Genomic DNA, 24,102 nt, shown 5'->3' with positions numbered 1-24,102 from the left:
CTCCCGGCGGCCGCCGGCATCCGCGTCTTACCCGTGTGCCTGGGGTTCGGCCGTGTGCTCTCCCGCTCTCCCCCCGCGCTAGCGCTGGCGGAGCCGCCGCGCTTGCCCGCTGGCGCAGAGCCAGCGCCACCGCGGGAGCCGCCGCGTGCATCGCCGCGCCCTCCAGCGCTTGCTGCGCCGCGCGAACCGCTGCGCCCGCCGCCAGCTTTCGCGCCGCCGCGCCCACGGCCGGCGTTGCGCTCCTGCTCTGCCTTCGCGCCTTGGCGGTCCGGCTTGACACGTACCGGCACAGCGCCGCGCGCTACGTCGGAATCTTGGCGCAGCTCGATTTTGACGCCAAGCGTCTTCTGGATATTAGCGACTGCGCCAATATCATGCGAGGAAACGAGCGTCACCGCCATGCCCTCATTGCCTGCACGGCCTGTCCGGCCGATCCGGTGGACATACGTTTCAGGATCTTGCGGCACATCGTAGTTGAAGACATGGGAAACGCCCTCGACATCGAGCCCACGCGCGGCTACGTCTGTGGCGATTAGCACTTGCAGGCGGGCTTGGCGGAACCGCTTCATGACTTGCTCGCGCTTCGCCTGCGAGAGGTCGCCATGCAGCTCATCACTGGAGATGCCGCGCTCTTGCAGCGCTTCGTTAAGTTTCTTCGCCCGAACTTTCGTCCGGCAGAAGACGACCGCCAGGTAAGGCTGGTACTTCCCGATCAGCTCAACGAGCGTATCTTCCTTGCGGCGGTCGGTCGTTTCAATCGCTACCTGGCGAATCGTATCAACGGTTACCTTTTCAGGCGTAATGTTTACATCTGTTGGCCCATTCATATATTCCGCACCAAGCTTGCGTATCTGGGCAGGCATCGTAGCGGAGAATAGCATCGTTTGGCGATGCTGGCGCGGCATGGATGACACGATTGTTTCTACATCCGGCAAGAAGCCCATGTGCAGCATTTGATCCGCTTCATCTAATACGAGCATGCGGATTTTGCCAAGGCGAATCGTTTCACGGCGCAAATGGTCGAGCAGCCGTCCAGGCGTAGCAATAACGATATGCGGCCAGCTATTGCGCAGCTTGCGAATTTGCGATTCTACATCTTGTCCGCCGTAAGCGGCAAGAATATTAGCGCCAACTGTTTTGGCGAGCTTATTTAGCTCTGTCGTGATTTGGATCGCGAGCTCGCGCGTAGGTGTTAGAATAAGCGCTTGCGTATGGTTTTTCGCCGTATCAATGCGCTCTAGAATAGGCAGGGCAAACGCAAGCGTTTTGCCCGTACCGGTCTGTGCCTGTACGATAACGTCCGCACCATTCAGTACGAGCGGGATTGCTTTCTGCTGTACTGGCGTAGGCACGGAAATGCCGTATGATGTAAGAGCGCTTGCCAGTTCTTGCGATACGCCAAGCGCCGAAAATGTAGTTGCCATTTCAAAACTCCTCTTTGTTGTGACCCGTTCCGGTCGAATAATCCCATTAAGTATACCAGTTGCGGCGAAATAGCGCATCTTTCTGCTTTTTCCGCCTCTTTTTTCATCGTGGATGCCATATGCTATACTAGACTGCAAATGTTTGAACTTGAACAGGCAAGCTTGAATCAAATTGCGCATGAAGGAGAGGGCAGCATGGCATTCGGCGTTAAGAGGCATGAACTCCAGGAATGGAAAGAGCGCGTCGAGCGAGGCGAAATCGCGCTGCTGACTCATTATTGGCACGAAGAACGTTTTCCGGGCAACCGCACGATTACGAAAGTAGGCTGCAACGATCTTGATCGTTTGGCGGCTTGGTGCATCCAATTCGGTCTTGATCCGCAATACATTCATCATCGCGATCGTTTTCCCCATTTTGACCTTATTGGCCCTAAGCAGCGTTCCGTATTGGAGCAGATGGGGCGGCAAGACCTTATCGAACGGTTTCGCCTGTGAGAATGTGACAAAGGTTTATTCCATGAAATAGGAGGCTTCCATAGCGGAGGCCTATTTTTTTTGAACAAATTGATTCTCTTGATTGTGGTGGAAAAGCACGGAAAATGTGGTAACTTAATAGATATAGTATGCCCAGCGGTCCACCATTTATAGCTGCATAGTAAAGAGAATCTTGATTTGGAGAGGGAATGTGGACCATATGATCGACGAGCGTTATTTAACACCAGCACAAGTGATGGCTTATCGATTTAAGCAAGATCCGAAGCCGAATTGGAAGATTGCTATACTATGCTTCCGAGAATATATTGGCTGCGAGATGATAACGGATTTTTTCCAAGCAACGCCTATTTCAGGGTACAAAATGTTTTATGGCATTGATGCACATGAAACGCAGAGGCAAGTGTTCGAGGCGGAAGTAGATGGCCAGAAGATTGGCATCATTACAAGGCTGAGCTGGGGAGGGCCTCAAGCGGCAATCTTAGTTGAGGAATTAGCCTTCCTTGGGGTCGAAACGATCATCGGTTATGGGGCAGCGGGCTCCATCGATGCAACGATTCGGCAAGGCGATCTTGTAATTGGCATTGAATCGCTGAACAGTGATGGCACAAGCCGCTCATATTTGCCGGAGAAACGTATATTTACATGCGATCAGGAGTTGCTTCGAATTGTAAGGGAAGAAACTGAACTTTTGAAGCAACCGATGAAAGAAGTTATCGCAGCTAACGTCGACGGGCTGTATCGTGAAACGAAGGCGCTAGTGAAGCAATTTCAAGCCGAAGGGGGGCAGATGGTCAACATGGAAACATCAGCCCTCTATGCGTCTGCTGAAATTTGCCAAGTGAATAGCATCTGGCTCGGATATATAAGCGACTGTCTCGTTCAAGAAGAGTGGGCGAGTTGGGATATTGATTCGAGGGTTTTATCGGTCCAAATCTCGCAAGTATGCATGAACGTCGTGAAGCATTTGGTACGAACAACTGCTGGCAATACCACGCCCCTGAAGGGCTAGGAGGTTGGTCTCATGGCTAGGGATGCCGTAATCGAGCAATTAGTAGAGCGGTTGAGAGAGCCAGCGGCTTTCGTCGCCATGATGTGCGGCGTCGCGGGATCTGGCAAAACGACCTTCGCGCAGCAAATCGAGAAAGCGGGATACATCCGGCTTTCGATCGATGAAGAAATTTGGTCGGCTAATGGGCGGTATGGCATCGATTATTCCCCGGATGATTATGAGCAGTTGAAGTCAGCTGCGGAGGCGAAGCTGCGCAAAGAACTGATCACGCATGTTCGCAACCAGCGGTGCGTCGTCGTCGATTTTAGCTTCTGGGCACGCAAGCGAAGAGATGAATATAAGCGGATCATCGAAGAGGCTGGCGGACGATGGGCGCTCATCTATTTGAAGGTTCGGCCGGAGGAATTGCGGGAGCGGCTTCGTATTCGGAGCGAGCGATTCGATGCGAATGCTGCATTTCCGATTACAGAGGAAATTTTGTCGTCGTATCTAAGCGGATTCGAACAGCCAATAGGAGAAGGGGAGATTGTGATCGATGAGCCATAGCATTCGATTCCCAATCGGGTCTTTCACGCCGCTGCTGGAAGTCACAGACGAAGCAAGGGCGGGGTATATCCGGCAATTAAGCGAGGTTCATGTGTCACTGCAGAAGCTGGTCTCCCAGTTGCGAGAGGATCAGCTATCTGTGCCGTATCGCCCAGGCGGGTGGAACATCAAACAAATTATTCACCATATGGCGGACAACGATATGAATGCGTATCTGCGGTTCAAGCGAGGGCTTACCGAGGAAACGCCAATGGGCAGCTCCTACGAGCAAGACCGATTCGCTGAAATGGCTGATTACCGGGACATTCCCATCGCACATTCGATTCAATTGCTGGAGCTTCTGCATGCACGATTAGTTATTTTGCTGCAGAAGCTTGAACCTGAAACATTCGCTCGGAAAATAACGACCGCAGCACTGGGCGAAATTACGCTGGACATTGCGCTGCAACGATTCGTGTGGCATAACCAGCATCATATCGGGCATATAGCGTCACTTGTTAAGGATAAGGGGTGGTAATATGCAACAGCCTAATGTTCGAATGGCCCGAAAGGATGAGCTGCCAAAGCTGCTGCGTCTCTACAAACATTTGCATGAGGATGACATTGCGTTGCCTATCGACGATTCACTAGAAAAGTTGTGGGCTGAAATGATAAGCGATCCGAACATGCGAATCATCGTGGTTGAGCATGATGGCGAGCTGATCGCTTCTTGTGTTCTGAATTTATTGAAAAATTTGACCCGTGGCGCAAGGCCCTACGGCCTTATAGAAAATGTCGTAACGCATGCGGATTACAGAAGGCAAGGGCTTGGCAAAGCGGTGCTGCAGCATGCGATAACGGTCAGCCAGCAACATCATTGTTATAAAGTGATGCTGATGACAGGATCCAAGCGTGAAGAAGTGCTTCATTTTTATGAGAGTGTGGGCTTCAAGAAGGGATTAAAGACTGGGTTTATGATCAAGTTGGATGAATAGCAGCGTCCGCTCGATGAGGAGGATACATCCGTGCAGGTAACTTATAAAGACTACATCATTACAGATGATAAAAGAAAGCTGGACATCCAGGCCGTAACGGACTGCCTGTCCAGAACCTATTGGGCGCACAATCGGTCCCATGACCGCATTGTAAAGTCGATTGAAGGTTCGGTATGCTACAGTGTCCTTCATGAAAGCAAGCAGATCGGGTTCGCTAGAGTCGTGACGGACGGTGCAACGATGTATTATCTAGCCGATGTGTTCATTGTGGAGGAGTGCCGGGGCGAGGGGATCGGGAAGAAACTGGTAGAGGTTATCGTTAACCAACCGGAATACGAGGGGCTTACAGGCATTCTCGGGACGTTGGATGCTCACGCCTTATATGAGCAGTATGGGTTCGAGCGTGAGCCTGAACGGCTTATGCGCAGGGCTGCTCAGCCAATAATTAGCCAATGAGTCCCCGGTTGTTTACATGGATGGCTTCTATCGTTATGAGGCTGATCTTTTATTATCGTGCGGACCCGCCGTTCTCTGAGGAAGAGGCGTTGGAATTTGAACGGCTATATACAGCTGCGCTTTTTAACGGGAAAGCTGCAGAAGCAGTCTTTGCTTCTGCAGACGGCATATGGTCGATTTTTTATGCGGTGTTTGACCGCCGTAAAGTAGGAATGCATGCTTCAAATCAAAGAATCGCAACCGCTATTATTTTTTTTCATTAACGAAAGATACGATGGGCCAGGCTCCGTGGACGGCAGGCACCGTTTATTTTATCCCGTCGGATGGATTCGAGCAGGCCCATACGAACCAGATTTATTTTGACGAATGGATATGTAAGGAGCCCGTAAGCCCGAAGCTAATGCTGGCCGTGGATCGGCGTGACTTTGCGTATGTAAGGCAGGTATCCGTCCATAGTCCGAATGAGCCTAAGTTCAAGTCGTGGCTGTTATACAAATTTAGAACACGGACTGGGGCTGGACTGGCAAGTGAAAGAAGATTTTAATGAACAATGGGACAGCGAAGAGCTGTTGATGCAAGAAGAGAGAAAGAAAACAATTAAGGTGTTCGTGGTGTATATTTTGATCGTTGTTGTGATCGTGTTAGCTAGTGTCGCCTTACTATTTGATAAATGGATTTCACCGTTGCTGCACATCTGTGGCGCGACAAATTGTTAGAAGAATATACCCGTGCCGTACCTAACAGAAAGGAGCTAGACGTCAATGATTAAAGTAGTGACAGAAATCGAAATTGCTGCACCAATCGACGTCTGCTTTCGATTGGCACGTGACATAACCGTCCATACGGAGACGGTCTGGAAACATACGAAGGAGCGGGCAATCGCTGGCGTAACATCAGGTCCAATCGGCTTTGGAGAGACGGTGACATTTGAAGCGACCCATTTTCTAATCAGGCAGAAATTGACGTCCCGAATTGTGGCCTACGAAGAACCGACGTTATTTATCGACGAGATGCAGCAGGGCGCGTTCAAACAGTTAAAGCACATCCACGCGTTCAGGGCGGCAGGTGAAAAGACGGTAATGACGGACATCTTGCATCTGTCAGCCCCGCTTGGACCCTTCGGATGGATTGCTGAACGACTTGTCTTGCAGCATTATATGAAACGGTTTTTAATCGATCGCAACGAGCGATTGAAGCAGCTTGCAGAGCAGATGAGCGTTAATTAGAGTGAGCTTTAATAACGTTTGAATAGCACCGGCCACGCCGATACTGGGATAGGAAACGAAAGCCAGATACCAGATAGGACGTTGAATACATTCATGGCCATTTTGCTAAAAGGGATTATTATCGGCTTGTCCATCGCAGCCCCGGTTGGGCCGATCGGCATTCTCTGCATGAAGCGAACCTTGAACCAAGGGAGAACATTTGGGCTAATAACAGGGCTTGGGGCAGCGACAGCAGATGTGGCGTATGGGCTCATAGCTGCGGTAGGGTTCGCCTTTATTACAGAACAATTGCTTGCCTGGCAGATATGGATTCGCCTTATCGGCGGCTTGTTTTTATGCTATTTAGGCCTTCAATCACTCCGCTCCAAACCGCTGCAGCATGATGAAGAGGCGCTGCCTCGCGGCCATCTGTTCACAGCCTATCTAACCACTTTTTTCTTAACGGCAACGAATCCCATGACAATCCTCTCCTTCTTAGGCATATTTGCAGGCGTGAATGCAGCCGGTACTTCCCATGCAAGCTCAATTTATTTGGTATTCGGCATCTTTGTCGGTTCCATGCTATGGTGGCTGCTGCTCACGGCAATGGTGGGATGGATCCGGGATACGTTGACTAGTGGAGCGATGATGTGGATAAACCGTGTATCGGGCTGCTTGCTCATCGGTTTCGGATTATTTGCGATAAGCAAAATATTCATGGAACATTAGTGTCCAGAAAGTGACGAGGTGGCCATTCGATGATCGTAATCAAACTGCCCAAAGAAGATAGATCCGAAATTGTTAAGCAGGTACAATCGTTTTTCGAAGAGGAACGGTCGGAGACGATTGGGGAAATTGCGGCTGAGATGCTTATTGATCGCATGATTCAAGAGCTTGGCCCATATATTTATAATCGGGCTGTTGCAGATGCAAGGGCGATGTTCGCAGAGAAATTTAATCAAATCGATGATGAATTATACGCGCTAGAAAAGCCAATGAGCCGGAGATAGTTGGCGACGCCGAGCTTGCTCCATAGTTTTTCTTAGCTTAGAAAGGGGAGATGCAAATTTGTTTAATCTAGCTAGACGGCATCAAGCAATGCTCGGAGATCTCATTGTCATCTATCATGCCCTGTTTCAATGGGGCAAGGCCAAGTCAAGCGGTACTGCATCGGGCCAAACCTTTATGTGCTTCCAAGAAGATACCAATTGCCAGCTCACATTTGCAAACCCGGTGCGCGGGTGGGGGTTCCTCGGGATCGGGCGCATGATTACACACATGAATCTATCCGTGGATGATGTTGAGCAGTTTCAGCGGGCGATTGCACGGTGATCAATAGCTTAATTATCGTATTCGTCCTCACGCTAGTCATTCACACGGCGGAGACCTTGTCCTATGCGGTGCGATTTGCTGGGGTGAAGCTGAATAAAATTGCGGTCGCCTTGTCATTGACTGGCATAATCGTGCTTGTGTCGCGGACGGCGAATTTAATTCAAGCACCATTGACGGCGAAGTTTGTCGATTATGCAAGGCATCATGCTTCGTTCCCGTTAATCGACTATATGCGGTTTATCCTTATCGCTTCTTCGGCTGGGACGATTTTAGCGATTGCGTTGTTTCCGACGTTCGTTAGCTTGTTCGGCCGCGTTATAGCTAAACTGGAGGTAGCGGGGTCGATTCCGAAGCTTATTACGAGCGTCACTGTTGGGCAGTTAATTAACACGAAGCATTATTTGCGCAAGCCGGCCTTTTCTTTTTATTATTTTCGTTATTTAGGAATTCCCAAACGGCTTATTTTTCTAAACGTTGTCGTAACAGCGTTTTATACCGTTGGCGTTCTTGCCTCGTTGTATGCCGCACACTTGCTGCCAGCTTACAGCACGACAGCTTCCCAAGCCTCTGGCATGATTAACGGGATCGCGACGATTTTATTGACTATCTTTATTGACCCTCAGCTTGGAATCATTACAGATAAGGCGCTGCATCATGAAGAATACCGCAATCAGCTGGGCAAGATTTATATCGTTTTAATGACTTCCCGCTGCTTGGGGACGATGCTGGGGCAATTTTTGCTCATTCCGGCAGCTTATTTTATTGGAATGATTGTGAAGCTAATCTAGTGTGTCAATGAACAATGAACAGGGAAAGGAGAGCAAGTGGATTGAATGTAAAATCTATCATGCGAAATGTTAGTTTACGCTACGCACTTATTATTTTAGCCATTATGTTGCTCTTTCTGAATCATCATTTAGGCTATTCGATTGGGGACAGCCTTCTGCGCTCGATTGGCATCTCCCCTTGGACAGAGGGGGAAGGCGAAGGGATGCATTTGCCTGCTATGATTTGCACCTTGGCGCTCGTTATCGTCGTGCCGATGGCTTTGCGCCATTACCGCAAAAGGCATACGCGAGTGCTCCGAACGATGCTGATTTTATTTATCGTATTGCAAGGCGTCTATCCTATAGTTGCTAAAAATACGATGTTCGCCATTCGGCACAACACCTCAGGAGCTGCATCCGTAGACTATGACCGCAATAATATTTCCTGCCAATACCAGTCATCCGGCGTAGGCACCATCCCAACCACATGCACATTTAAAATATTCAATTATGGCAATGCGTCCTCTGTGGCCATTACGCCCAGCATTTTCGCTAGGATCGGTTATCCTCCTAAAAATATTGTGGTGCAACCGGCTATTGTGCCTGTCGTGCCGCATACTACCCGAACGATAACAGCCGTTTTCGAAAGCAGCCCTATTGAAGGTTTCGAACAAGCAACTTTCAATACGAACCGGGTTGCTCTTAAGATCAACATCCCCTAATAATGCCATTCAGACCGTGACCGGCTGCAATGAACATGATAGGATAGACGAGAGAATAGTGCAGTGGAAACAATCAGCATGAATTAGATGGAGGATTAACAATGAAATTCAGGCCTTGTATTGATATGCATGATGGCAAAGTAAAACAAATAGTAGGCGAAACGCTCACGGAGGACAAGCAGGCGGTCGTCGAAAATTTTGTATCCAGCTATAACTCGATCCATTATGCCCATATGTTCCAAAAAGACGAACTGACCGGTGGGCATGTTATTATGCTTGGCGGCGGGAATGAAGAAGAGGCTGTCCGTGCGCTCAACGCTTACCCAGGCGGGCTGCAGATCGGCGGAGGCATTAATGCGGGCAACGCGCGTTACTATCTTGAACAGGGCGCGTCGCATGTCATTGTAACTTCGTACATTTTTAGCGACGGACAGCTTAATATGGACAATCTGCAAGCGATTATTGCAGAGGTTGGCGTAGACAAGCTTGTTATTGACCTAAGCTGCAAGGAGCGGGACGGGCGCTGGTATGTCGTGACGAACCAATGGAAGCAATTTAGTGACTTCGAAGTCAATGAAGCGAACATTCGCTACTTAGAACAATATTGCGACGAGTTTCTCATTCATGCTGTTGATGTGGAAGGCAAGCAAAGCGGCATTCAACAAAGCCTCGTAAACGCACTGGCACAATGGGTAACCATCCCGTGCACGTATGCTGGCGGAGCCCGCTCGATGGAAGATTTGGAATTGTTCCGCCGCCTGACGGGCGGCAAGCTTGATATTACGGTTGGCAGTGCGCTTGATATTTATGGCGGCAAGCTGCCGTATGAGCAAGTTGTAGCTTACTGCCAAGCTTAGGCGGTTGCCTTGTCGGCATGAGCGCTTCGCAGGAGGAATATAAATGAAGGAATAGAGTTGTATTGCCCCATTCCTTCCCATTCCTTAAGCGAGGTGAGCCGAATGATGCTTTGGGGAACGTTGCTGGCAATCGGATTGATTGTCGTATTGTCTATATTGTTCGGGCCCTACGGTGCATTCATCGTCATCGTGCTGCTGTTCGGCTTCGTCTTCAGCAATTATTACAGCAATAAGCGAATTGAACATGATTTGCGGCAAATTAAACAGAAGCTCGGTGTTACGAATGACACAACACAAGAGTAGACAATTACACGGATGCACCCAGCTATTTTAGTTAGGAAGTAGGCAACTCATGCGTACGAGTATGATAGGAATAGGGCTTTTGGCATTAGGCGTTTTGCTCATAGCGTATGGCAAGTCGGCAGAGTTACATCTGTTTAACTCGGTAAACGATCAATGGGGGCCAGAAGCAGCCTTGTTTGCTACGCTAAATCCTCCATTTTTTTGGTGGACGAATTTAACAATCCTCGCGGGCATTATTGATGCATGCGTTGGAGTAGCTATTATACTTCGAAACCCTCTTCAATGGGCCTATAATAGTTGGAACATGAGGTATGAGAAATTTATTCAAGAACGCAGAGCTTAAGCGGCAATCCGCCGCCATGATTCCATTCAAGGACAACTTCCGCGCTTGCCTTCCCTGCATACTATAAATGCAGAAGCCCGCATTATGCGGTGGAAGGAGAGCGGTGTCATGAGCAGGCGCACGTTAATGATCCTATCGCTCGTGTTGTATGTGTTGCTGGCCATCTTTATTTTGATCGTATCGATATTCGATTAATACGAATGCCTTCCGCTTAGATCCGCCCTCGTGGCGGATTTTTTGCGTTTGCTGCCACACTCACGGCATGTAGCATAATGCTGTCGGGTTTTACAAATAATGATACCGACTTTTCGTACAAGGGAGATGACCACGTTGTCAACGAGTAGCGCGGGCGGACGCCCTTATAAAGAAATGAGCATGTCCCCTAAGGAATACCAGGCCTTCGCCAAGCAGCGGGAGCCTTCTCGATCGATTTTCAAAAATTGCATAAAAGCGTTCGTTGTCGGCGGATTAATTTGCGTTCTCGGCGAGTTTATCCAGCAGCTGTATATTCACCTTGCGGGCATGGAACCTAAGGCGGCAAGCAATCCGACCGTCGCAACGTTGATCTTCCTGTCCGTTATCCTCACGAGCCTAGGCGTCTATGACAAAATCGCCCAATGGGCGGGGGCGGGCACAGCAGTGCCTGTAACTGGGTTCGCCAACTCGATGTGCTCGGCAGCGCTGGAGCATCGGGCGGAGGGGCTTGTGCTCGGCGTTGGGGCCAACATGTTCAAGCTTGCCGGTTCCGTTATCGTTTACGGCACGGTTGCAGCTTTTTTCGTCGGGATCGGGCATTTGATCTTCGGTACAGGAGGGGCACACTAACATGCTGCGCGGCAAACAAACCTGGTGGTTCGACAGCAAGCCCGTCATTATAAGCTCCGCTACCGTTGTAGGTCCGGATGAGGGGGAAGGGCCGCTCGCAGCGGACTTTGATCTTGTCCATCCCGAACTTGATATGCAGCAGAAAAGCTGGGAGAAAGCTGAACGGCTATTGCTGGAGCAGGCTTCGGAATTTGCCGTGACAAAGGCAGGATTGAAGAAGGAAGACATTCAGTTCTACATCGGCGGCGACCTCATGAACCAGATTATTAGCAATAGCTTTGCCGCCCGTTCTCTGGGCGCTCCTTATATTGGCATGTTTGGGGCTTGTTCGACCTCCATGGAGACGTTAGCGTTGGCAGCGCAGTTGGTCGATTCCGGCAATGCGCAGCATGCGATGGCAGGAACCTGCAGCCATAACTGCACAGCGGAGAAGCAATTCCGCTATCCGACGGAGTATGGGTCCCAGAAGCCGCCAACCGCACAGTATACGGTGACCGGTGCGGGAGCGGCTATCGTCGCTGCAAGTGGCGAAGGGCCTGTCGTCGAATGCGCGACCATTGGCAAAATTATGGATTTGGGCATTACCGATCCGTTTAATATGGGCGCTGCAATGGCGCCTGCCGCCGTTGATACGCTGCAAGCGCATTTTAACGATACGGGGAGGAGCCCTTCTGATTACGATCTTATCGTAACAGGCGACCTAGCCTCTGTTGGCCACCCAATCGCTAAGGAGCTGCTGCTGCGCAACGGCGTGCCGATGGACGATACGATTTTTAACGATTGTGGGCTTATGGTTTTTGACATTAATAAGCAGAAGGTACAGGCAGGCGGGAGCGGGTGTGGCTGCTCAGCGGTCGTGACTTATGGGCATTTGCTTAATAAGTTGAAGAAAGGCGAGCTGAAGCGCATTCTCGTAGCGGCCACCGGCGCCCTGCTTTCCCCGCTTTCCTTCCAACAGGGCGAATCGATACCTTGTATTGCACATGCGGTAGCAATTGCAGCGAAAGGGGTGTAAGGGGGATGCAGTTTTTGTGGGCATTCTTAGTGGGTGGAGCGATCTGTGTCATAGGCCAGTTGATGTTTGATGTCGTCAAATTAACGCCAGCGCACACGATGGCAACATTAGTCGTTCTTGGTGCGTTATTTGATGGCATTGGGCTATATGACCCGTTGGTCGACTTTGCCGGCGCAGGAGCGACCGTTCCGATAACAAGCTTCGGCAATGCGCTCGTGCATGGCGCTTTAACCTCCCTTCATGAGGACGGGTGGATCGGCGTTATCACCGGGATATTCAAACTGACGAGCGCGGGCATATCAGCGGCGATCATTTTCTCGTTTCTAGCCGCCGTTGTTGTTCGCCCAAAGGGATAAGAATAGGCAATTTGGAGGGTTGGAGGATTCCGCTGTGGAATCCTCCAATTTTTTTTGGCATATTCACTTCTATACGCTTCACCCTATATTTAGTAAAATAGAAGAAGATTACCGAAATTACTACAAGATTTTCATAGAACCGGAGGGACTCATACATGGAAACTCGTCAGGAAGACCTACAATTGTGCACGGCTATTCGTACTAATCTAGAGAGTTGCATTCTGGGCAAACAAGAGGAAATTGATTTGCTGCTAACAGCTGTTCTGGCCGGTGGCCACGTTTTACTCGAGGATGTTCCGGGCACAGGCAAAACGCAACTTGTGAAAGCGCTTGCCCGTTCGATAGGCGGACAATTCCGCCGGATACAATGCAATCCGGACTTATTGCCGACTGATATAACCGGGGTTTCGATCTACCATCCGAAGCAGGAGGCGTTCTTGTTCCGGGCAGGTCCAATCATGTGCCACCTGTTGCTTGCAGATGAAATCAACCGGGCGACGACGAAGACGCAGTCCGCGCTGCTGGAAGCGATGGAAGAAGGGCATGTGACGGTCGATGGGGAGACGTATGAGCTGCCTCGCCCGTTTTTGCTGATCGCCACACAGAATCCAATCGAATTCGAGGGGACTTACGTGCTGCCTGAAGCACAGCTGGACCGGTTTATGATGAAGCTATCGCTTGGTTATCCAGCTGAAGCAGACGAGCATCGCATGATCATCTCCCGTGATGGCGGCCATCCGTCAGACCGGCTGGGACAGGTGGCGTCCATTGAAGATTTGCTTCGGCTGCAGCAGTGTGTTACTGAAGTGCATGTCGATGACAGCGTTGCTGAATATGCGGTCAAAATCGTGCGGGCCACGCGTGAGCATCAGGCTTCATTGCTTGGCGCAAGCCCACGTGCTGCGGTTGCACTTATGCGGGCAGCCCGTGCATCGGCGTTGCTTCGTGAACGGACATTCGTAACGCCTGATGATGTGAAGCGGTTGGCACGCAAGGTGCTGCCTCACCGGATTATCGTACAAGCTGAAGCACGCATGAATGGGCTTCGGGCCGAAGATGTCGTAGAAGCTGCTGTTCAGCAGACGAAGGTGCCGGTCCGGCTGGAGCGTTAAGGATGCAGCGGGATAACAACCGTTCGTTCATTCGCTGGCGTTGGCATATCGTCGCATCGCTTTATCTGGGAAGCATCTGTTATTTGTTATTTCAAGGCGGCAGGACGGCTGTCATGCTGCTGGTTATTTTAACGGCACTTATTTTATATTTAATTCTTGGCAAATGGTCGGGAATTCGCAGTGTACAAGGGGAGAGAAAACTGGGCCAATTTGGCAACGCGGATGGGCAAGCCATAAGCGGAACGAGCGCTGAGGTTTCGTTATCCGTTCATGTGCCAGGCTATTATCCATTGCCGTATATTCTGGTGCGTGACCGTTTGTTCCGCCATGATGGGCAGTCGATACCGTTCGAAACGTCATTCGTGCCCAACTGGAAACGGTTCGGTGAAGTGCGCTACACGACTCCGCCGCTTAAGCGCGGGTTGTACCGGTTCGGGCCAACGGAATGCTCCACGCGTGATGTGTTTGGCATGTTTGAGCATAGCGGAAGCTTCGAAACCGGAACATCATTTAGCGTCGTGCCCCAGACTGTGCCGTTAAGAGGCTGGCATCAGATCCGGCGCGGCATGCGCGGTCCGCATTCACATGCATCTGCGCCTCGGGCGGCCAAAGAAACGACGCAAATTAATGGCGTTCGTGAGTATTTGTATGGGGATAAGCTGTCTAGGGTGCATTGGAATGCAACGGCGAAAACAGGCGAATGGAAATCCAAAGCGTTCGAGCGTGAATCGCTGCCCCGCACGATTGTCGTTCTTGATCGGAGCACGGAGGCTTATGGGATTCGGCAAGAGCGGTTCGAGCTGGCTGTGTCCGTGGCCGCTTCGCTCATTGAACTTGGGATGCGTCGCGAGACCGCGATGGGGCTTGTATCTGCGGGAGAACACACCGCTGTTCTGGCGCCCCGTTCAGGTGCAGACCATCGTGCTGGCATGATACGGCACCTAACGGTCGTCGAGCCAGACGCTTCCCAGTCTTTATATGCATCCTTGCAAAGGCTGGAATCCGTATGGGAGCCAGGAACGTTGGTCGTATTCGTATCTGGCGCACAAGGTGATTCCGTTATGCGCGCGATGAGCTGGCTCTCGCGCAAAGGCGTCTCGCTATCGTATATCGGCATCGAAGATGCCGATCTCAGGGGCGGACGCATGATTAAGGCAGCATGGCTGCAGGCACTTAGAGCCAAAGGCTGGTCGGCTTATAGCGTACGCCAGCTCCAGGATCTGCCAGCTGTGCTGGAAGGAGGCGCAAGCTAATGGCCGTGCAATCATGGAAGAGAGCGGCAACGGCCAGCTTGCATGAGGGCTGGTATCGGCGGGTCGTTTCTGTCATTACTGCGTTGCTGGCATGGCAGCTGGCAGGCATTTTTGAAGGATACTGGTGGGAAGAGACGTTCCAATGCGTGAGCTGGGTGCTTATCACGTCTGTTGCTTTAGATTGGATTTTGCCATGGAGGGCGGTCTACCGCATTATAGCGCAAGGCGCGGTGCTCGTTTTGCTATCGGCTAGGGTGGCTCATTATTCCTATATCAACATTGACGGGGGTTCGGTCGAAGGGCTGCAAGCTTGGATCACCGATAATGCCACGCAGCTGCATCCTTTTGTTGGGATAGGAGCCCTAGTATGGGGTGTAGCCGTTGTATTCCAGTATTGGGCGACAACTCGCGTCCGGATTATGGCGACGTTGTCGGTTCTGCTGCTGACGCTGATGATAGCGGATTCGTTCACGCCTGTCTTTCTATGGGACCAGACGGCATGGGCTGTATTTGCAGGATTAGTGTGGCTTATTGCAGAGCATTATTACCGCTTCCAACGTGAGCATCCCCGCAGTTGGTCAGAGCTATTGGAATATCCTGTTAGTTTTTTCCTGCCCATCGTATCAATTCTAACGGCCATCATGTTTGTAGGTGTACTAGCTCCCAACATCGTGCCAAGCATTGCGCCGATCCTGAAGGATCCTTATACGATTTGGGTAGAAGCCCATGGCGGCACGGTAAGCGGCTCGTTTACGGATTCGAAGGAAGATCCAGAAGACGTTAGCGAACCAACAGGAGACCATAGCTCAGGTTACAGCCGGAATGATTCGGTGCTGGGGGGCGGATTCCAGTTTGATTATTCGCCTGTTATGTATGTAAGCACGACCCAGCGAAGCTACTGGCGCGGGGAAACGCGAGCCTATTATTCTGGCTCAGGCTGGGTGCATGACGAGAATGACACATCGGCTGAGGTATCCCATATTCAGAGCGGCGAGCAGCTTGCCTTGGAGCAAGACCGGGACCAGTTAAAGACGGTGGAGGTTGAGCAAGCGGTAACGATGATTCGGGAGGATTATTACCCGGTACTGTTTGCAGCATCTCCAGTTAAGTCGGTTTTATGGATCAACGATGAAAATAAAAGCCAAGTGATTCCCTCGAGCTTGCGGTGGGACCCAGTTGACTGGGAGCTTCGCTGGGGTGTGCCAAACAGTGATCAAACGCCAGCCTATCCTAGAACTTATTCCGTCGTGTCAGAGCTGCCCGTATTGAATGAAACGTCGCTTCGCCAAGCAAAAGCCGGTTGGCCCGGCGGGGAGTTTGCCTCCCAGCTTGAGCCATACATTCAACTTCCTGAAACAACGCCGCAGCGCGTCCAGAAATTAGCGGAGGATATTACGGCTGCTGCAGGCAACGATTATGACAAAGCGAAGCTTATCCAAATGTTCTTGCAGAAAAACTACCCTTATACCAACGAGCCGGATACTTCATTGAGGAAAAGCCCGGACTTCGTCGATTCCTTCCTGTTTGAAGTGAAGGAAGGATATTGTGACTATTTCTCGACTGCGATGGCTGTTCTCGGCCGCTCGGTCGGGCTGCCTGTACGTTGGGTCAAAGGATACGCGCCGGGCATCCTTCCTGTTGACCCGTCCCAATATATTAATCGGGGCGAAGGGTTTAACCCAGCAGATATTAATCCTACTGGCGCAGGAACGTATACCGTTCGCAATGCGGATGCCCATTCTTGGGTAGAAATTTATTTTGACGGGTATGGCTGGATTCCGTTCGAGCCGACGCCCGGGTTTGATTTCCCTTATCCGATAGAGGAAGAGCAAGCTGTTGCGCTTCCGGATATCGAACTTGGTGATTTAACGGGAACAGCTGCAACTAGCAAAGGTAACTGGGGCATCTCGGCATCAACGATTATTTGGACATGTGCGGCATTGATTGCCGTTGTTGCATTGTATTATTTGGCGCTACGCCGCCGGCAGCTCGTGCAGCTGTATCAACAGCTGCGGTACCGCTCCATTCTCCCTAATGACCGGATTATAGCAGAGGCGAACCGACTGCTTCGCCATGCGCGCCGTAAAGGATACGCCCGCGAGGAATGGGAGACGTTACGCGAAGCAACGGAGCGTTGGGGTGCCGAGCGAAATTATTTAAGAACGGACCTTAAAGAAGTCGCGAATCAATTCGAACGGGCCAAGTATGGCACAACGGAAAACAATGCTGCAGATGCTGAACGTTTTGCCGAACTGGCGAAATCGATTCGAGATCGGATGTAAAAGAATAAAAATTTAGCCGTACAGCGCGAAAACGGCGCTGTACGGTATTTTTTTGCAACATTTTCGGCTATTATGGTATAGTTTCGTTGTAAAGCAGGTCACGTCAGGGGAGTCGAAGTTATGTTTGAACGGCTATTGCCGAATTTGCGCCTTAATTCCGTATACGATCTCGATATCGAAGCGCTTGCTCGCCAAGGCATCAAGGGCATCATTACCGATCTGGATAATACATTGGTCGGCGCCAAGGAGCCGCTGGCTACGCCAAGGCTGATCGAGTGGCTGAACAAGCTGCAGGAACGCGGCTTTAAGGTCGTCATCGTTTCTAATAATAATGAGACGCGCGTGTCTCGGTTCGCTAATCCGCTTGGCATACCGTATATCCATGCTGCGCGCAAGCCGGCCAATCGCGCTTTCCATCGCGCGTTTGAATTGCTGGGGCTCTCTCCGGGGCAAGTCGTCATTATGGGCGACCAGATGCTTACGGACGTATTGGGCGGCAATCGTTTGGGCGTATATACGATTCTTGTACCGCCGATCTCGCCTCGCGATGAGGGGATCATGACGCGAGTCAATCGCTTCATTGAACGGATTGCACTGACCCGCTTGCGCAAAAATGGTTTATGGCATGAGGAGGAAACGAAGTGACAGTAATTGATCAACCGGGCATCGACGCATCATGTGCGGGCTGCGGCGTAAAGCTGCAGACAGCGGACAAGGAGCTTTCGGGCTATATTCCAGCATCAGCGATCGAGCGCGTGCCAGCGATTTGCCAACGATGCTTCCGCATCAAAAATTATAACGACGCTTCCACAGTCACGATTGACCAGGACGACTTCCTGAAGCTGCTTGGCGGCATCGCCTCGACAGACAGCCTCGTCGTTCACATTGTCGATCTGTTTGATTTTGAGGGCAGCGTTATTTCGGGTTTGCAGCGCTTTGTAGGCAACAACCCGGTTCTGCTCGTTGTGAACAAAATCGATCTGCTGCCCAAAGCGGTTAATTACAACCGCATCCGCAACTGGGTGCAGCAGCAGGCGAAGGAACAGGGCCTTAAGACCGTCGATGTTGTGCTTTGCAGCGCGAAGCGGAATATTGGCTTTGATCGGGTCGTAGAAGCAATTGAACATTTCCGCGGGCGCCGCGACGTCTACGTTGTCGGAGCTACGAATGTCGGCAAGTCGACGCTCATTAACCGAATTATTCAAGATTATAGCGATCTGGACGCCGAGCTTACGACATCGCGTTATCCGGGAACGACGCTGGATGCGGTTCACATTCCGCTTGATGACGGCAAGTCCATCATCGATACGCCGGGCATTGTGTACAGCCATCGGATGACAGAGCTAGTGCCACGCAGCGTGCTTCAGGCGATTTTGCCAGACAAGCCAATTAAGCCGCTCGTCTATCAGCTCAATGAGGGGCAGACGATGTTTGTTGGCGCGTTGGCTCGATTCGATTTTGTATCGGGTGGGCGCCAGTCGTTTACTCTGTATATCTCCAATGGGCTCGAAGTGCATCGGACGAAGCTGGAGCGGGCAGACGAACTGTATGCGAACCATAAGGGCGTATTGCTATCGCCGCCTTCTGTAGAGGAATTGGATGAGCTGCCTGCTTGGACGAGGCACTCGCTGCGCATTCCACGCGGCGGAGATTATGATGTGTTCGTCTCTGGCCTTGGCTGGATGCAAGTGAATGGAACAGGCGGAGCGCTTGTGGACGTTTATGCGCCCAAAGGGGTCAAGGTGCTCGTACGCGAATCGTTAATTTAGCCGGTAACGTTGTACGGATGCGAGCATGAGGGAGTGAATACGATGGCATCTTCTGCAGACAGCAAGTTGGAAATGAACGTTCGCGTGGATAGCAACACCGTGTTGTTCGGCGTAATTGGCGATCCCATTCGGCATTCCAAATCGCCGGTTATGCTCAATCGGGCTTTCCGCGAAGCGGGCGTCAACGGGATTTATACCGCTTTTCATATTACTACGGACAAGCTTGGCGATTTTATCGCTGGCGTTCGGGCCATGGGTATACGTGGCGTGAACGTCACGATTCCGCATAAGCTGGATGTAATGAACCATTTGGATCGAATTGATGAATCTGCACGGGCAATCGGCGCGGTCAATACGATTGTTAACGATAACGGCGTTCTCACCGGATTCAACACAGACGGGATTGGATATGTTCGCTCCCTGAAGGAAGAAGCGGAGACGTCGCTCGCTGGCAAGCACATCGTTGTGCTTGGAGCAGGTGGGGCGGCAAGAGGGATCGTCTATGCGTTAACGAAGGAATCGCCTGCTAGCATTACGATTGCCAATCGAACGGAGCAGCGTGCAATTGAGCTAGCATCCTCGATGCGTGAGTTCACAAATGTAAAGGGCGTATCTAACGATCAGCTCCAGTCTGTTTGTGCTGATGCTGATATTATTATTAATACGACCTCGACAGGCATGTTCCCGAATGTGGATGAGTCGCCTGTTGACGCTGCTTGGCTGCGCCCTGGCGCGGTTGCAAGCGATATTATTTATAACCCAATGAAAACGAAATTTCTCGCTGATGCAGAGCGGCAAGGCTGCCGAATTCATGGCGGATTGGGCATGTTCATTTATCAGGGCGCGTATGCGTTCGAATATTGGACGGGCCAGCCTGCGCCTGCAGCGGCGATGCGCGAAGCGGTACTGGACGCATTCCGGTAACTTAAGAAGCAGATAGCAGAAAGAAGGAACAGACATGTTGACAGGCAAACAAAAAAGGCATTTGCGCTCGCTGGCGCATCACTTGACCCCGATTTTCCAGGTTGGCAAGGGCGGCACGAACGAGCATATTATGAAGCATATCGAAGAGGCGATTGAGACGCGTGAGCTGATCAAGGTTTCGGTGTTGAACAATTGCGGCGATGACCCTAAGGAAATCGGGCAAGAGCTTGCGCAAGGCTCAGGCTGCGAACTCGTTCAAGTCATCGGCAAGACGATCGTTCTATACAAAGAGTCGCGCGACCATAAAACAATCGAGTTGCCGAAGTCCAAATAATGCTGGGCGGACAAGATCATGCCTTGCCGAGCAGCAGCCGAATTCAGCAGGTAGGCATCATGGGTGGGACATTTGATCCGATCCATCTGGGCCACTTGCTTGCTGCTGAGACAGCGCTGGACCAATGCGGGCTTGACCAGGTGTGGTTCATTCCGACGAACGTGCCGCCCCTGAAGGCAGGAGAACAAGGTACGGATGCGGAGACGCGCCTGCGCCTCGTTCGGCTTGCTATTAAGAGCCAGCCAAAGTTTCAAGCGCTGCCAATTGAGCTCGAACGCGGCGGCGTCAGCTACTCGATTGATACGGTTTCGGCGTTGCAGGAGTCGTATCCTGAGTACGCTTTTCATTACATCATCGGCTCGGATCGCATCCATGACCTGCCGCGGTGGCACCGTATTGAAGAACTGGCTGCATTAGTCCGGTTTATCGGCGTTGAACGGCCCGATGAGCTAGTGGATTTGGCGAAATTGCCAGTGCCGATTCGTGAACGGGTCACGATGGCATCCATGCCGCCCATCGGCATCTCTTCGACAGCTATTCGAGCCCGCTTGCTAGCGGGACGGTCTATCCGCTATCTCGTACCCGATGCCGTATATCAAGAGGTTGTAGTGGAGGGGTTGTATGGATCGCGAAGCGATTATTGAATCGGTAAAAGCGCAGATGCCAGAGCGGAGATGGCTGCATGTGCAAGGCGTTATGGAAACCTCGATCATCCTTGCCCAGCGGTTCGGCGCTGACGCTGAGCGGGCGGAGCTTGCAGCGATCTTGCATGATGTGGCCAAGTACTGGCCGACGGAGCGCATGGCGCGCATTATTGCCGACGAACAGCTGCCTCAGGAGCTGCTAGAATACGATAAGGAGCTATGGCATGCGCCGGTAGGCGCATTCGTAGCGGAGCGGGATTACGGCATAACGGATGCCGAAGTGCTGGATGCTATTCGCTACCATACTTCGGGCCGTGTAGGGATGACGTTGCTTGAGAAAATCGTTTGCCTCGCTGATTATATGGAGCCTGGAAGAGACTTTCCGGGCGTGGATAAAATCCGCCAAGAAGCTGAGCATAGCGTGGAGAAGGCGCTTCTGGCAGGATTTGATTCGACGATTTCTTTCTTGCTGGAAAAGGAAAAACGGATATTCCCGCTGACAGTGGCCGCGCGGAATGCAATGATTCAACAATTACGGGAGGCTGAAGAATGACAGTTAATTCAGATCAATTGCTAGAAGCTACAGTAGCAGCAGCAGAGGAAAAGAAAGCAGGGCGTATCGTTGCGCTCAACTTGAAAGAAATTTCGCTTGTCGCCGATTATTTCGTTATTTGCCAAGGCAACTCGGACGTACAGGTACAAGCAATCGCGACTGAAATCCGCAAGCAAGCGGAGCTGCTCGGCGTTCGCGTACGCGGCATCGAAGGCATGGATTCCGCCCGCTGGGTGCTGATCGACCTTGGCGATATCGTCGTACATGTCTTCCATCGTGATGAGCGTGATTATTATAATCTTGAGCGGTTATGGTCAGATGCGAAAGTCGTGGAGTTCGCATGAGCCATATCGCAGGCACAATCGTTAAGCTAAGGGTGGCACGCGAAGTGTCGCCCTATGGTTTTTTTGTGACAGATGGCGAGCAGGACGTGCTGCTGCACTATAGCGAGATCATCGGCAAGAAGCCTAATCCAGGCGATGATGTGGAAGTATTCCTTTATTTCGATACGGATGACCGCCTCTCGGCGACGATGCGCAAGCCTCTTATCACACTGGGGGAAATGGCGCGTTTGCGTGTAGCGGATATTCACTCCAAGCTAGGCTGTTTCTTAGAAATTGGCCTTGGCAGGCAGCTTCTGTTGCCCTTGTCGGAGCTTCCGGAAAATCGTGATTTCCGTCCGCTCATCGGTGACGAGGTGCATGTCGTGCTTCGTAACGATAAGCAAGGCCGGCTCATTGCGAAGCTGGCAGCCGAAGAGGACCTGACTGCACAAGTGTTCCGTGCGCCAGACGATTGGCGTAACCGCTGGATCGAGGGCTGGGTGACGAAGACGCTTCAGATGGGCTCATTTGTTTTGCTTGATGGCGGCGTGCTTGGCTTCGGCGCATTTGGCATGATTCCGGCAGCGGAGCGCATTCGCCCGCTGCGGCTTGGCGAACGTGTCCGTGCCCGTGTAACGTTCGTGCGCGAGGATGGCAGGGTCAACCTGTCTCTCGTTGAACGCAAAGAGGTGGGGCGCATCGAGGATGCGGACCGCATACTTGCGTTTCTGCGTGAACGCCCAGGCGGTGCGATGCCGTATTCGGATGAAACGCCAGCTGATCTGGTGAAACAGAAGTTCGGCATTAGCAAATCGGCTTTCAAGCGTGCGTTAGGTAAGCTGATGCGTGAGGGCGTTGTTATTCAAGAGGGGAACTGGACGAAGCTGAAAGAAGCTTCTAACCCAGCAGAAGAGGGGAAATAAAAGCCTATGGCCGCTTATCGGCAATTTGCGTCTGTCTATGATCGCCTTATGGAGCATATGCCTTATGCGGATTGGCTGCGCTTCGCGAGAACCATATGGGAGCAGCAAGATTTGATGCCCCGTTCCGTCGTCGATTTAGGCTGTGGGACAGGCAATCTGTCGATTCCGCTGGCGAAGTCGGGGTTTGATGTGTTTGCGATTGACCTGTCGGCGGACATGCTGTCGATTGGCCGGGGCAAATGGGATGAGTCGCCGCGCCGCGCAGTGCGTCCGGACAGCGGTTCTATTCGATGGCTGCAACAGGACATGCGGGAATGGGAGCTGCCTGAACCTGTCGATACGATCATTTCGTTCTGTGATTGCTTGAACTACTTAACAGAACCAGCTGATGTGGAAGCAGCGTTCCGCTCTTCCTTCCAGGGGCTTCGTGAGGGCGGGAAGTTTCTATTCGATGTGCTCCCTGGCAACCAATTCCGCCGGTATGCGGCGGAGCAGCCTTTCACGCTGGACGAGCGTGATGTTGCTTACATCTGGACATGCGAGTATGACGAGTCCATACAAGAGATTGAGCATTCGCTGACGATCTTCGCGCGTGACGGAAGCGATAAGGACGGGCGGTTTGTCCGGATCGAAGAAACGCATGTTGAGCGTGCTTACGATGACCAATGGCTCGTGCATGCACTAGGGCGAGCTGGATTTGCCCGAGTAGAGCGATATGCAGATTTCGATGCGCAGCCGTTGGCTGGTGAAGCGCCGAAATCGGCCGAGCGATTGTTCTATGTTGCAACGAAGTAGCCGTTAAGTGCATCGAAAAAAGCCCAGATATCCGGTCGGCACAGCCTTCTAACGAAGGTTGCCGCCCGAATGCCTGGGCTTTTTTTGGGTGACTCACACTGCAACTTACAGAATTTGTTCCAGAAGCTCTGGATAGTTGTCGATTTTCGATTTAAATTGCTCTTCGAGTCTCGGCAAATGGCGTTTCATGCAACTGCAGTAGTAATCTTTGCGACATACGGGGCAAGGAATGTTCAGCAGACGAGCGACGTCGATCAGCTGCCATTCAGGATCCTTCTTCAGGAAGAAGCGAGTAATCGATTTATCATCGAGCGTAACGATCAGCTGATAAATCTTCTCTTTTTTGTTGTAATCCCCGGAGTCCTTGATATCGACAATGACCGGATTAAATGACATTTCACATACCACCTGTCTATATTGTTGTACAAGGTCTACACGATAGAATAGCTTGATATACGCGCCCCTGTCAATGATTCAGGAGCAAATGAAGGATTTTTTTTCGTTTTCGTATTAGTTTGCCGCAAAAAAGGGTTCTTTATTCCTGTGACCGGCAATAAGTTG

General features: G+C 51.4%; 33 protein-coding genes. 31 read left to right on the top strand and 2 right to left on the bottom strand.

The window, feature by feature from the left end; all coding sequences use genetic code 11:
- On the bottom strand, positions 1-1,424 hold a 1,424-nt coding region (locus tag GON22_RS05690), incomplete at its 3' end, for a DEAD/DEAH box helicase (protein WP_237179031.1).
- Between the two features lie 195 nt (positions 1,425-1,619).
- On the opposite strand from GON22_RS05690, the gene GON22_RS05685 reads away from it, so the two are divergent.
- The 31 genes from GON22_RS05685 to GON22_RS05535 all read left to right on the top strand — a co-directional run bounded on the left by GON22_RS05685 (position 1,620) and on the right by GON22_RS05535 (position 23,541).
- Positions 1,620-1,919 carry a hypothetical protein gene (locus GON22_RS05685; RefSeq protein ID WP_160395129.1) on the top strand — a complete coding sequence of 100 codons (300 nt, stop codon included), beginning with the start codon at positions 1,620-1,622 and terminating at the stop codon, positions 1,917-1,919.
- A 199-nt stretch (positions 1,920-2,118) separates the two neighbouring features.
- Entirely contained in the window at positions 2,119-2,928 is an 810-nt protein-coding gene (locus GON22_RS05680; RefSeq protein ID WP_237179037.1) for a phosphorylase family protein, read from the top strand.
- A gap of 12 nt (positions 2,929-2,940) precedes the next feature.
- The gene (locus GON22_RS05675; RefSeq protein WP_160395127.1) at positions 2,941-3,474 is read left to right on the top strand and encodes an AAA family ATPase; all 534 of its coding nucleotides are present in this window, start codon (positions 2,941-2,943) and stop codon (positions 3,472-3,474) included.
- On the top strand, positions 3,464-3,991 hold the full coding sequence (locus tag GON22_RS05670; protein WP_160395126.1) for a YfiT family bacillithiol transferase: 528 nt from the start codon (positions 3,464-3,466) through the stop codon (positions 3,989-3,991). Before GON22_RS05675 ends, GON22_RS05670 begins: the two co-directional genes overlap by 11 nt.
- A gap of 1 nt (position 3,992) precedes the next feature.
- The gene (locus GON22_RS05665) at positions 3,993-4,448 is read left to right on the top strand and encodes a GNAT family N-acetyltransferase (protein ID WP_160395125.1); all 456 of its coding nucleotides are present in this window, start codon (positions 3,993-3,995) and stop codon (positions 4,446-4,448) included.
- 30 nt (positions 4,449-4,478) lie between these two features.
- Positions 4,479-4,904, top strand: coding sequence for a GNAT family N-acetyltransferase (locus GON22_RS05660; protein ID WP_160395124.1), 426 nt, complete (start codon positions 4,479-4,481; stop codon positions 4,902-4,904).
- Between the two features lie 8 nt (positions 4,905-4,912).
- Positions 4,913-5,167 carry a hypothetical protein gene (locus tag GON22_RS05655; RefSeq protein WP_160395123.1) on the top strand — a complete coding sequence of 85 codons (255 nt, stop codon included), beginning with the start codon at positions 4,913-4,915 and terminating at the stop codon, positions 5,165-5,167.
- Between the two features lie 264 nt (positions 5,168-5,431).
- Entirely contained in the window at positions 5,432-5,620 is a 189-nt protein-coding gene (locus tag GON22_RS05650; RefSeq protein WP_160395122.1) for a hypothetical protein, read from the top strand.
- A 45-nt stretch (positions 5,621-5,665) separates the two neighbouring features.
- A complete protein-coding gene (locus tag GON22_RS05645; protein ID WP_160395121.1) occupies positions 5,666-6,130 on the top strand; it encodes an SRPBCC family protein in 465 nt (154 codons plus the stop codon).
- 93 nt (positions 6,131-6,223) lie between these two features.
- Positions 6,224-6,838 (top strand): LysE family translocator, encoded by a 615-nt coding sequence (locus tag GON22_RS05640; RefSeq protein ID WP_160395120.1) that lies wholly within the window; start codon positions 6,224-6,226, stop codon positions 6,836-6,838.
- Positions 6,839-6,867: 29 nt separating this feature from the next.
- Complete coding sequence (locus tag GON22_RS05635; protein WP_160395119.1) at positions 6,868-7,119, top strand: DUF2164 domain-containing protein; 252 nt, start codon at positions 6,868-6,870, stop codon at positions 7,117-7,119.
- A gap of 58 nt (positions 7,120-7,177) precedes the next feature.
- Entirely contained in the window at positions 7,178-7,441 is a 264-nt protein-coding gene (locus GON22_RS05630; RefSeq protein ID WP_160395118.1) for a hypothetical protein, read from the top strand.
- Positions 7,438-8,229 (top strand): lipid II flippase family protein, encoded by a 792-nt coding sequence (locus tag GON22_RS05625; RefSeq protein WP_160395117.1) that lies wholly within the window; start codon positions 7,438-7,440, stop codon positions 8,227-8,229. The genes GON22_RS05630 and GON22_RS05625 overlap by 4 nt, the downstream gene beginning before the upstream one ends.
- Before the next feature lie 41 nt (positions 8,230-8,270).
- Complete coding sequence (locus GON22_RS05620; RefSeq protein WP_160395116.1) at positions 8,271-8,930, top strand: hypothetical protein; 660 nt, start codon at positions 8,271-8,273, stop codon at positions 8,928-8,930.
- A 101-nt stretch (positions 8,931-9,031) separates the two neighbouring features.
- Positions 9,032-9,787, top strand: a complete 756-nt coding sequence (gene hisA / locus GON22_RS05615) for a phosphoribosylformimino-5-aminoimidazole carboxamide ribotide isomerase (RefSeq protein ID WP_160395115.1) — start codon at positions 9,032-9,034, stop codon at positions 9,785-9,787.
- A gap of 102 nt (positions 9,788-9,889) precedes the next feature.
- Positions 9,890-10,090, top strand: coding sequence for a hypothetical protein (locus tag GON22_RS05610; RefSeq protein ID WP_160395114.1), 201 nt, complete (start codon positions 9,890-9,892; stop codon positions 10,088-10,090).
- Between the two features lie 664 nt (positions 10,091-10,754).
- The gene (gene spoVAC / locus GON22_RS05605; protein ID WP_202113097.1) at positions 10,755-11,258 is read left to right on the top strand and encodes a stage V sporulation protein AC; all 504 of its coding nucleotides are present in this window, start codon (positions 10,755-10,757) and stop codon (positions 11,256-11,258) included.
- A 1-nt stretch (position 11,259) separates the two neighbouring features.
- Positions 11,260-12,273, top strand: coding sequence for a stage V sporulation protein AD (gene spoVAD / locus GON22_RS05600; protein WP_160395113.1), 1,014 nt, complete (start codon positions 11,260-11,262; stop codon positions 12,271-12,273).
- Between the two features lie 5 nt (positions 12,274-12,278).
- Entirely contained in the window at positions 12,279-12,629 is a 351-nt protein-coding gene (gene spoVAE, locus GON22_RS05595; protein ID WP_160395112.1) for a stage V sporulation protein AE, read from the top strand.
- A gap of 155 nt (positions 12,630-12,784) precedes the next feature.
- Entirely contained in the window at positions 12,785-13,741 is a 957-nt protein-coding gene (locus GON22_RS05590) for an AAA family ATPase (RefSeq protein WP_160395111.1), read from the top strand.
- 2 nt (positions 13,742-13,743) lie between these two features.
- The gene (locus tag GON22_RS05585) at positions 13,744-14,994 is read left to right on the top strand and encodes a DUF58 domain-containing protein (protein ID WP_160395110.1); all 1,251 of its coding nucleotides are present in this window, start codon (positions 13,744-13,746) and stop codon (positions 14,992-14,994) included.
- Positions 14,994-17,276: a transglutaminase TgpA family protein gene (locus tag GON22_RS05580; RefSeq protein WP_160395109.1), complete on the top strand. Its 2,283-nt coding sequence runs from the start codon at positions 14,994-14,996 to the stop codon at positions 17,274-17,276. Before GON22_RS05585 ends, GON22_RS05580 begins: the two co-directional genes overlap by 1 nt.
- A 120-nt stretch (positions 17,277-17,396) precedes the next feature.
- Complete coding sequence (locus GON22_RS05575) at positions 17,397-17,921, top strand: YqeG family HAD IIIA-type phosphatase (protein WP_160395108.1); 525 nt, start codon at positions 17,397-17,399, stop codon at positions 17,919-17,921.
- On the top strand, positions 17,918-19,045 hold the full coding sequence (gene yqeH / locus GON22_RS05570; protein WP_336604267.1) for a ribosome biogenesis GTPase YqeH: 1,128 nt from the start codon (positions 17,918-17,920) through the stop codon (positions 19,043-19,045). The genes GON22_RS05575 and yqeH overlap by 4 nt, the downstream gene beginning before the upstream one ends.
- 42 nt (positions 19,046-19,087) lie before the next feature.
- On the top strand, positions 19,088-19,969 hold the full coding sequence (gene aroE / locus GON22_RS05565) for a shikimate dehydrogenase (protein ID WP_160395107.1): 882 nt from the start codon (positions 19,088-19,090) through the stop codon (positions 19,967-19,969).
- A 34-nt stretch (positions 19,970-20,003) separates the two neighbouring features.
- Entirely contained in the window at positions 20,004-20,303 is a 300-nt protein-coding gene (yhbY, locus tag GON22_RS05560) for a ribosome assembly RNA-binding protein YhbY (RefSeq protein ID WP_006036236.1), read from the top strand.
- The gene (gene nadD / locus GON22_RS05555) at positions 20,303-20,947 is read left to right on the top strand and encodes a nicotinate-nucleotide adenylyltransferase (RefSeq protein ID WP_160395106.1); all 645 of its coding nucleotides are present in this window, start codon (positions 20,303-20,305) and stop codon (positions 20,945-20,947) included. The genes yhbY and nadD overlap by 1 nt, the downstream gene beginning before the upstream one ends.
- A complete protein-coding gene (gene yqeK / locus GON22_RS05550) occupies positions 20,925-21,500 on the top strand; it encodes a bis(5'-nucleosyl)-tetraphosphatase (symmetrical) YqeK (protein WP_160395105.1) in 576 nt (191 codons plus the stop codon). Before nadD ends, yqeK begins: the two co-directional genes overlap by 23 nt.
- Complete coding sequence (gene rsfS / locus GON22_RS05545; RefSeq protein ID WP_160395104.1) at positions 21,497-21,844, top strand: ribosome silencing factor; 348 nt, start codon at positions 21,497-21,499, stop codon at positions 21,842-21,844. The genes yqeK and rsfS overlap by 4 nt, the downstream gene beginning before the upstream one ends.
- Entirely contained in the window at positions 21,841-22,746 is a 906-nt protein-coding gene (locus GON22_RS05540) for a CvfB family protein (protein ID WP_160395103.1), read from the top strand. Before rsfS ends, GON22_RS05540 begins: the two co-directional genes overlap by 4 nt.
- Positions 22,747-22,752: 6 nt before the next feature.
- Positions 22,753-23,541 carry a class I SAM-dependent DNA methyltransferase gene (locus tag GON22_RS05535; protein ID WP_160395102.1) on the top strand — a complete coding sequence of 263 codons (789 nt, stop codon included), beginning with the start codon at positions 22,753-22,755 and terminating at the stop codon, positions 23,539-23,541.
- Positions 23,542-23,646: 105 nt separating this feature from the next.
- Here the strand turns inward: GON22_RS05535 and GON22_RS05530 are convergent, their stop codons facing one another.
- Positions 23,647-23,937, bottom strand: a complete 291-nt coding sequence (locus GON22_RS05530) for a hypothetical protein (RefSeq protein WP_006036242.1) — start codon at positions 23,935-23,937, stop codon at positions 23,647-23,649.
- Between the last annotated feature and the right edge of the window lie 165 nt (positions 23,938-24,102).

It is taken from the genome of Paenibacillus sp. MMS18-CY102 (assembly GCF_009789195.1).
Taxonomy (GTDB): Bacteria; Bacillota; Bacilli; order Paenibacillales; family Paenibacillaceae; genus Paenibacillus_T.
This window is presented reverse-complemented; position numbering and strand designations above follow the sequence as displayed.

Bases quoted from the DNA above. Each gene is read 5' to 3' on its own strand.
- GON22_RS05585 (WP_160395110.1), top strand. From the start codon at position 13,744: ATGCAGCGGGATAACAACCGTTCGTTCATTCGCTGGCGTTGGCATATC.
- spoVAC (WP_202113097.1), top strand. From the start codon at position 10,755: ATGACCACGTTGTCAACGAGTAGCGCGGGCGGACGCCCTTATAAAGAA.
- aroE (WP_160395107.1), top strand. From the start codon at position 19,088: ATGGCATCTTCTGCAGACAGCAAGTTGGAAATGAACGTTCGCGTGGAT.
- spoVAE (WP_160395112.1), top strand. From the start codon at position 12,279: ATGCAGTTTTTGTGGGCATTCTTAGTGGGTGGAGCGATCTGTGTCATA.
- GON22_RS05640 (WP_160395120.1), top strand. From the start codon at position 6,224: ATGGCCATTTTGCTAAAAGGGATTATTATCGGCTTGTCCATCGCAGCC.
- GON22_RS05530 (WP_006036242.1), bottom strand. From the start codon at position 23,937: ATGTCATTTAATCCGGTCATTGTCGATATCAAGGACTCCGGGGATTAC.
- rsfS (WP_160395104.1), top strand. From the start codon at position 21,497: ATGACAGTTAATTCAGATCAATTGCTAGAAGCTACAGTAGCAGCAGCA.
- GON22_RS05610 (WP_160395114.1), top strand. From the start codon at position 9,890: ATGATGCTTTGGGGAACGTTGCTGGCAATCGGATTGATTGTCGTATTG.
- GON22_RS05535 (WP_160395102.1), top strand. From the start codon at position 22,753: ATGGCCGCTTATCGGCAATTTGCGTCTGTCTATGATCGCCTTATGGAG.
- GON22_RS05590 (WP_160395111.1), top strand. From the start codon at position 12,785: ATGGAAACTCGTCAGGAAGACCTACAATTGTGCACGGCTATTCGTACT.
- GON22_RS05540 (WP_160395103.1), top strand. From the start codon at position 21,841: ATGAGCCATATCGCAGGCACAATCGTTAAGCTAAGGGTGGCACGCGAA.
- nadD (WP_160395106.1), top strand. From the start codon at position 20,303: ATGCTGGGCGGACAAGATCATGCCTTGCCGAGCAGCAGCCGAATTCAG.
- GON22_RS05665 (WP_160395125.1), top strand. From the start codon at position 3,993: ATGCAACAGCCTAATGTTCGAATGGCCCGAAAGGATGAGCTGCCAAAG.
- GON22_RS05680 (WP_237179037.1), top strand. From the start codon at position 2,119: ATGATCGACGAGCGTTATTTAACACCAGCACAAGTGATGGCTTATCGA.
- GON22_RS05645 (WP_160395121.1), top strand. From the start codon at position 5,666: ATGATTAAAGTAGTGACAGAAATCGAAATTGCTGCACCAATCGACGTC.
- GON22_RS05670 (WP_160395126.1), top strand. From the start codon at position 3,464: ATGAGCCATAGCATTCGATTCCCAATCGGGTCTTTCACGCCGCTGCTG.
- GON22_RS05635 (WP_160395119.1), top strand. From the start codon at position 6,868: ATGATCGTAATCAAACTGCCCAAAGAAGATAGATCCGAAATTGTTAAG.
- GON22_RS05685 (WP_160395129.1), top strand. From the start codon at position 1,620: ATGGCATTCGGCGTTAAGAGGCATGAACTCCAGGAATGGAAAGAGCGC.
- yqeK (WP_160395105.1), top strand. From the start codon at position 20,925: ATGGATCGCGAAGCGATTATTGAATCGGTAAAAGCGCAGATGCCAGAG.
- hisA (WP_160395115.1), top strand. From the start codon at position 9,032: ATGAAATTCAGGCCTTGTATTGATATGCATGATGGCAAAGTAAAACAA.
- spoVAD (WP_160395113.1), top strand. From the start codon at position 11,260: ATGCTGCGCGGCAAACAAACCTGGTGGTTCGACAGCAAGCCCGTCATT.
- GON22_RS05675 (WP_160395127.1), top strand. From the start codon at position 2,941: ATGGCTAGGGATGCCGTAATCGAGCAATTAGTAGAGCGGTTGAGAGAG.
- GON22_RS05575 (WP_160395108.1), top strand. From the start codon at position 17,397: ATGTTTGAACGGCTATTGCCGAATTTGCGCCTTAATTCCGTATACGAT.
- yhbY (WP_006036236.1), top strand. From the start codon at position 20,004: ATGTTGACAGGCAAACAAAAAAGGCATTTGCGCTCGCTGGCGCATCAC.
- GON22_RS05580 (WP_160395109.1), top strand. From the start codon at position 14,994: ATGGCCGTGCAATCATGGAAGAGAGCGGCAACGGCCAGCTTGCATGAG.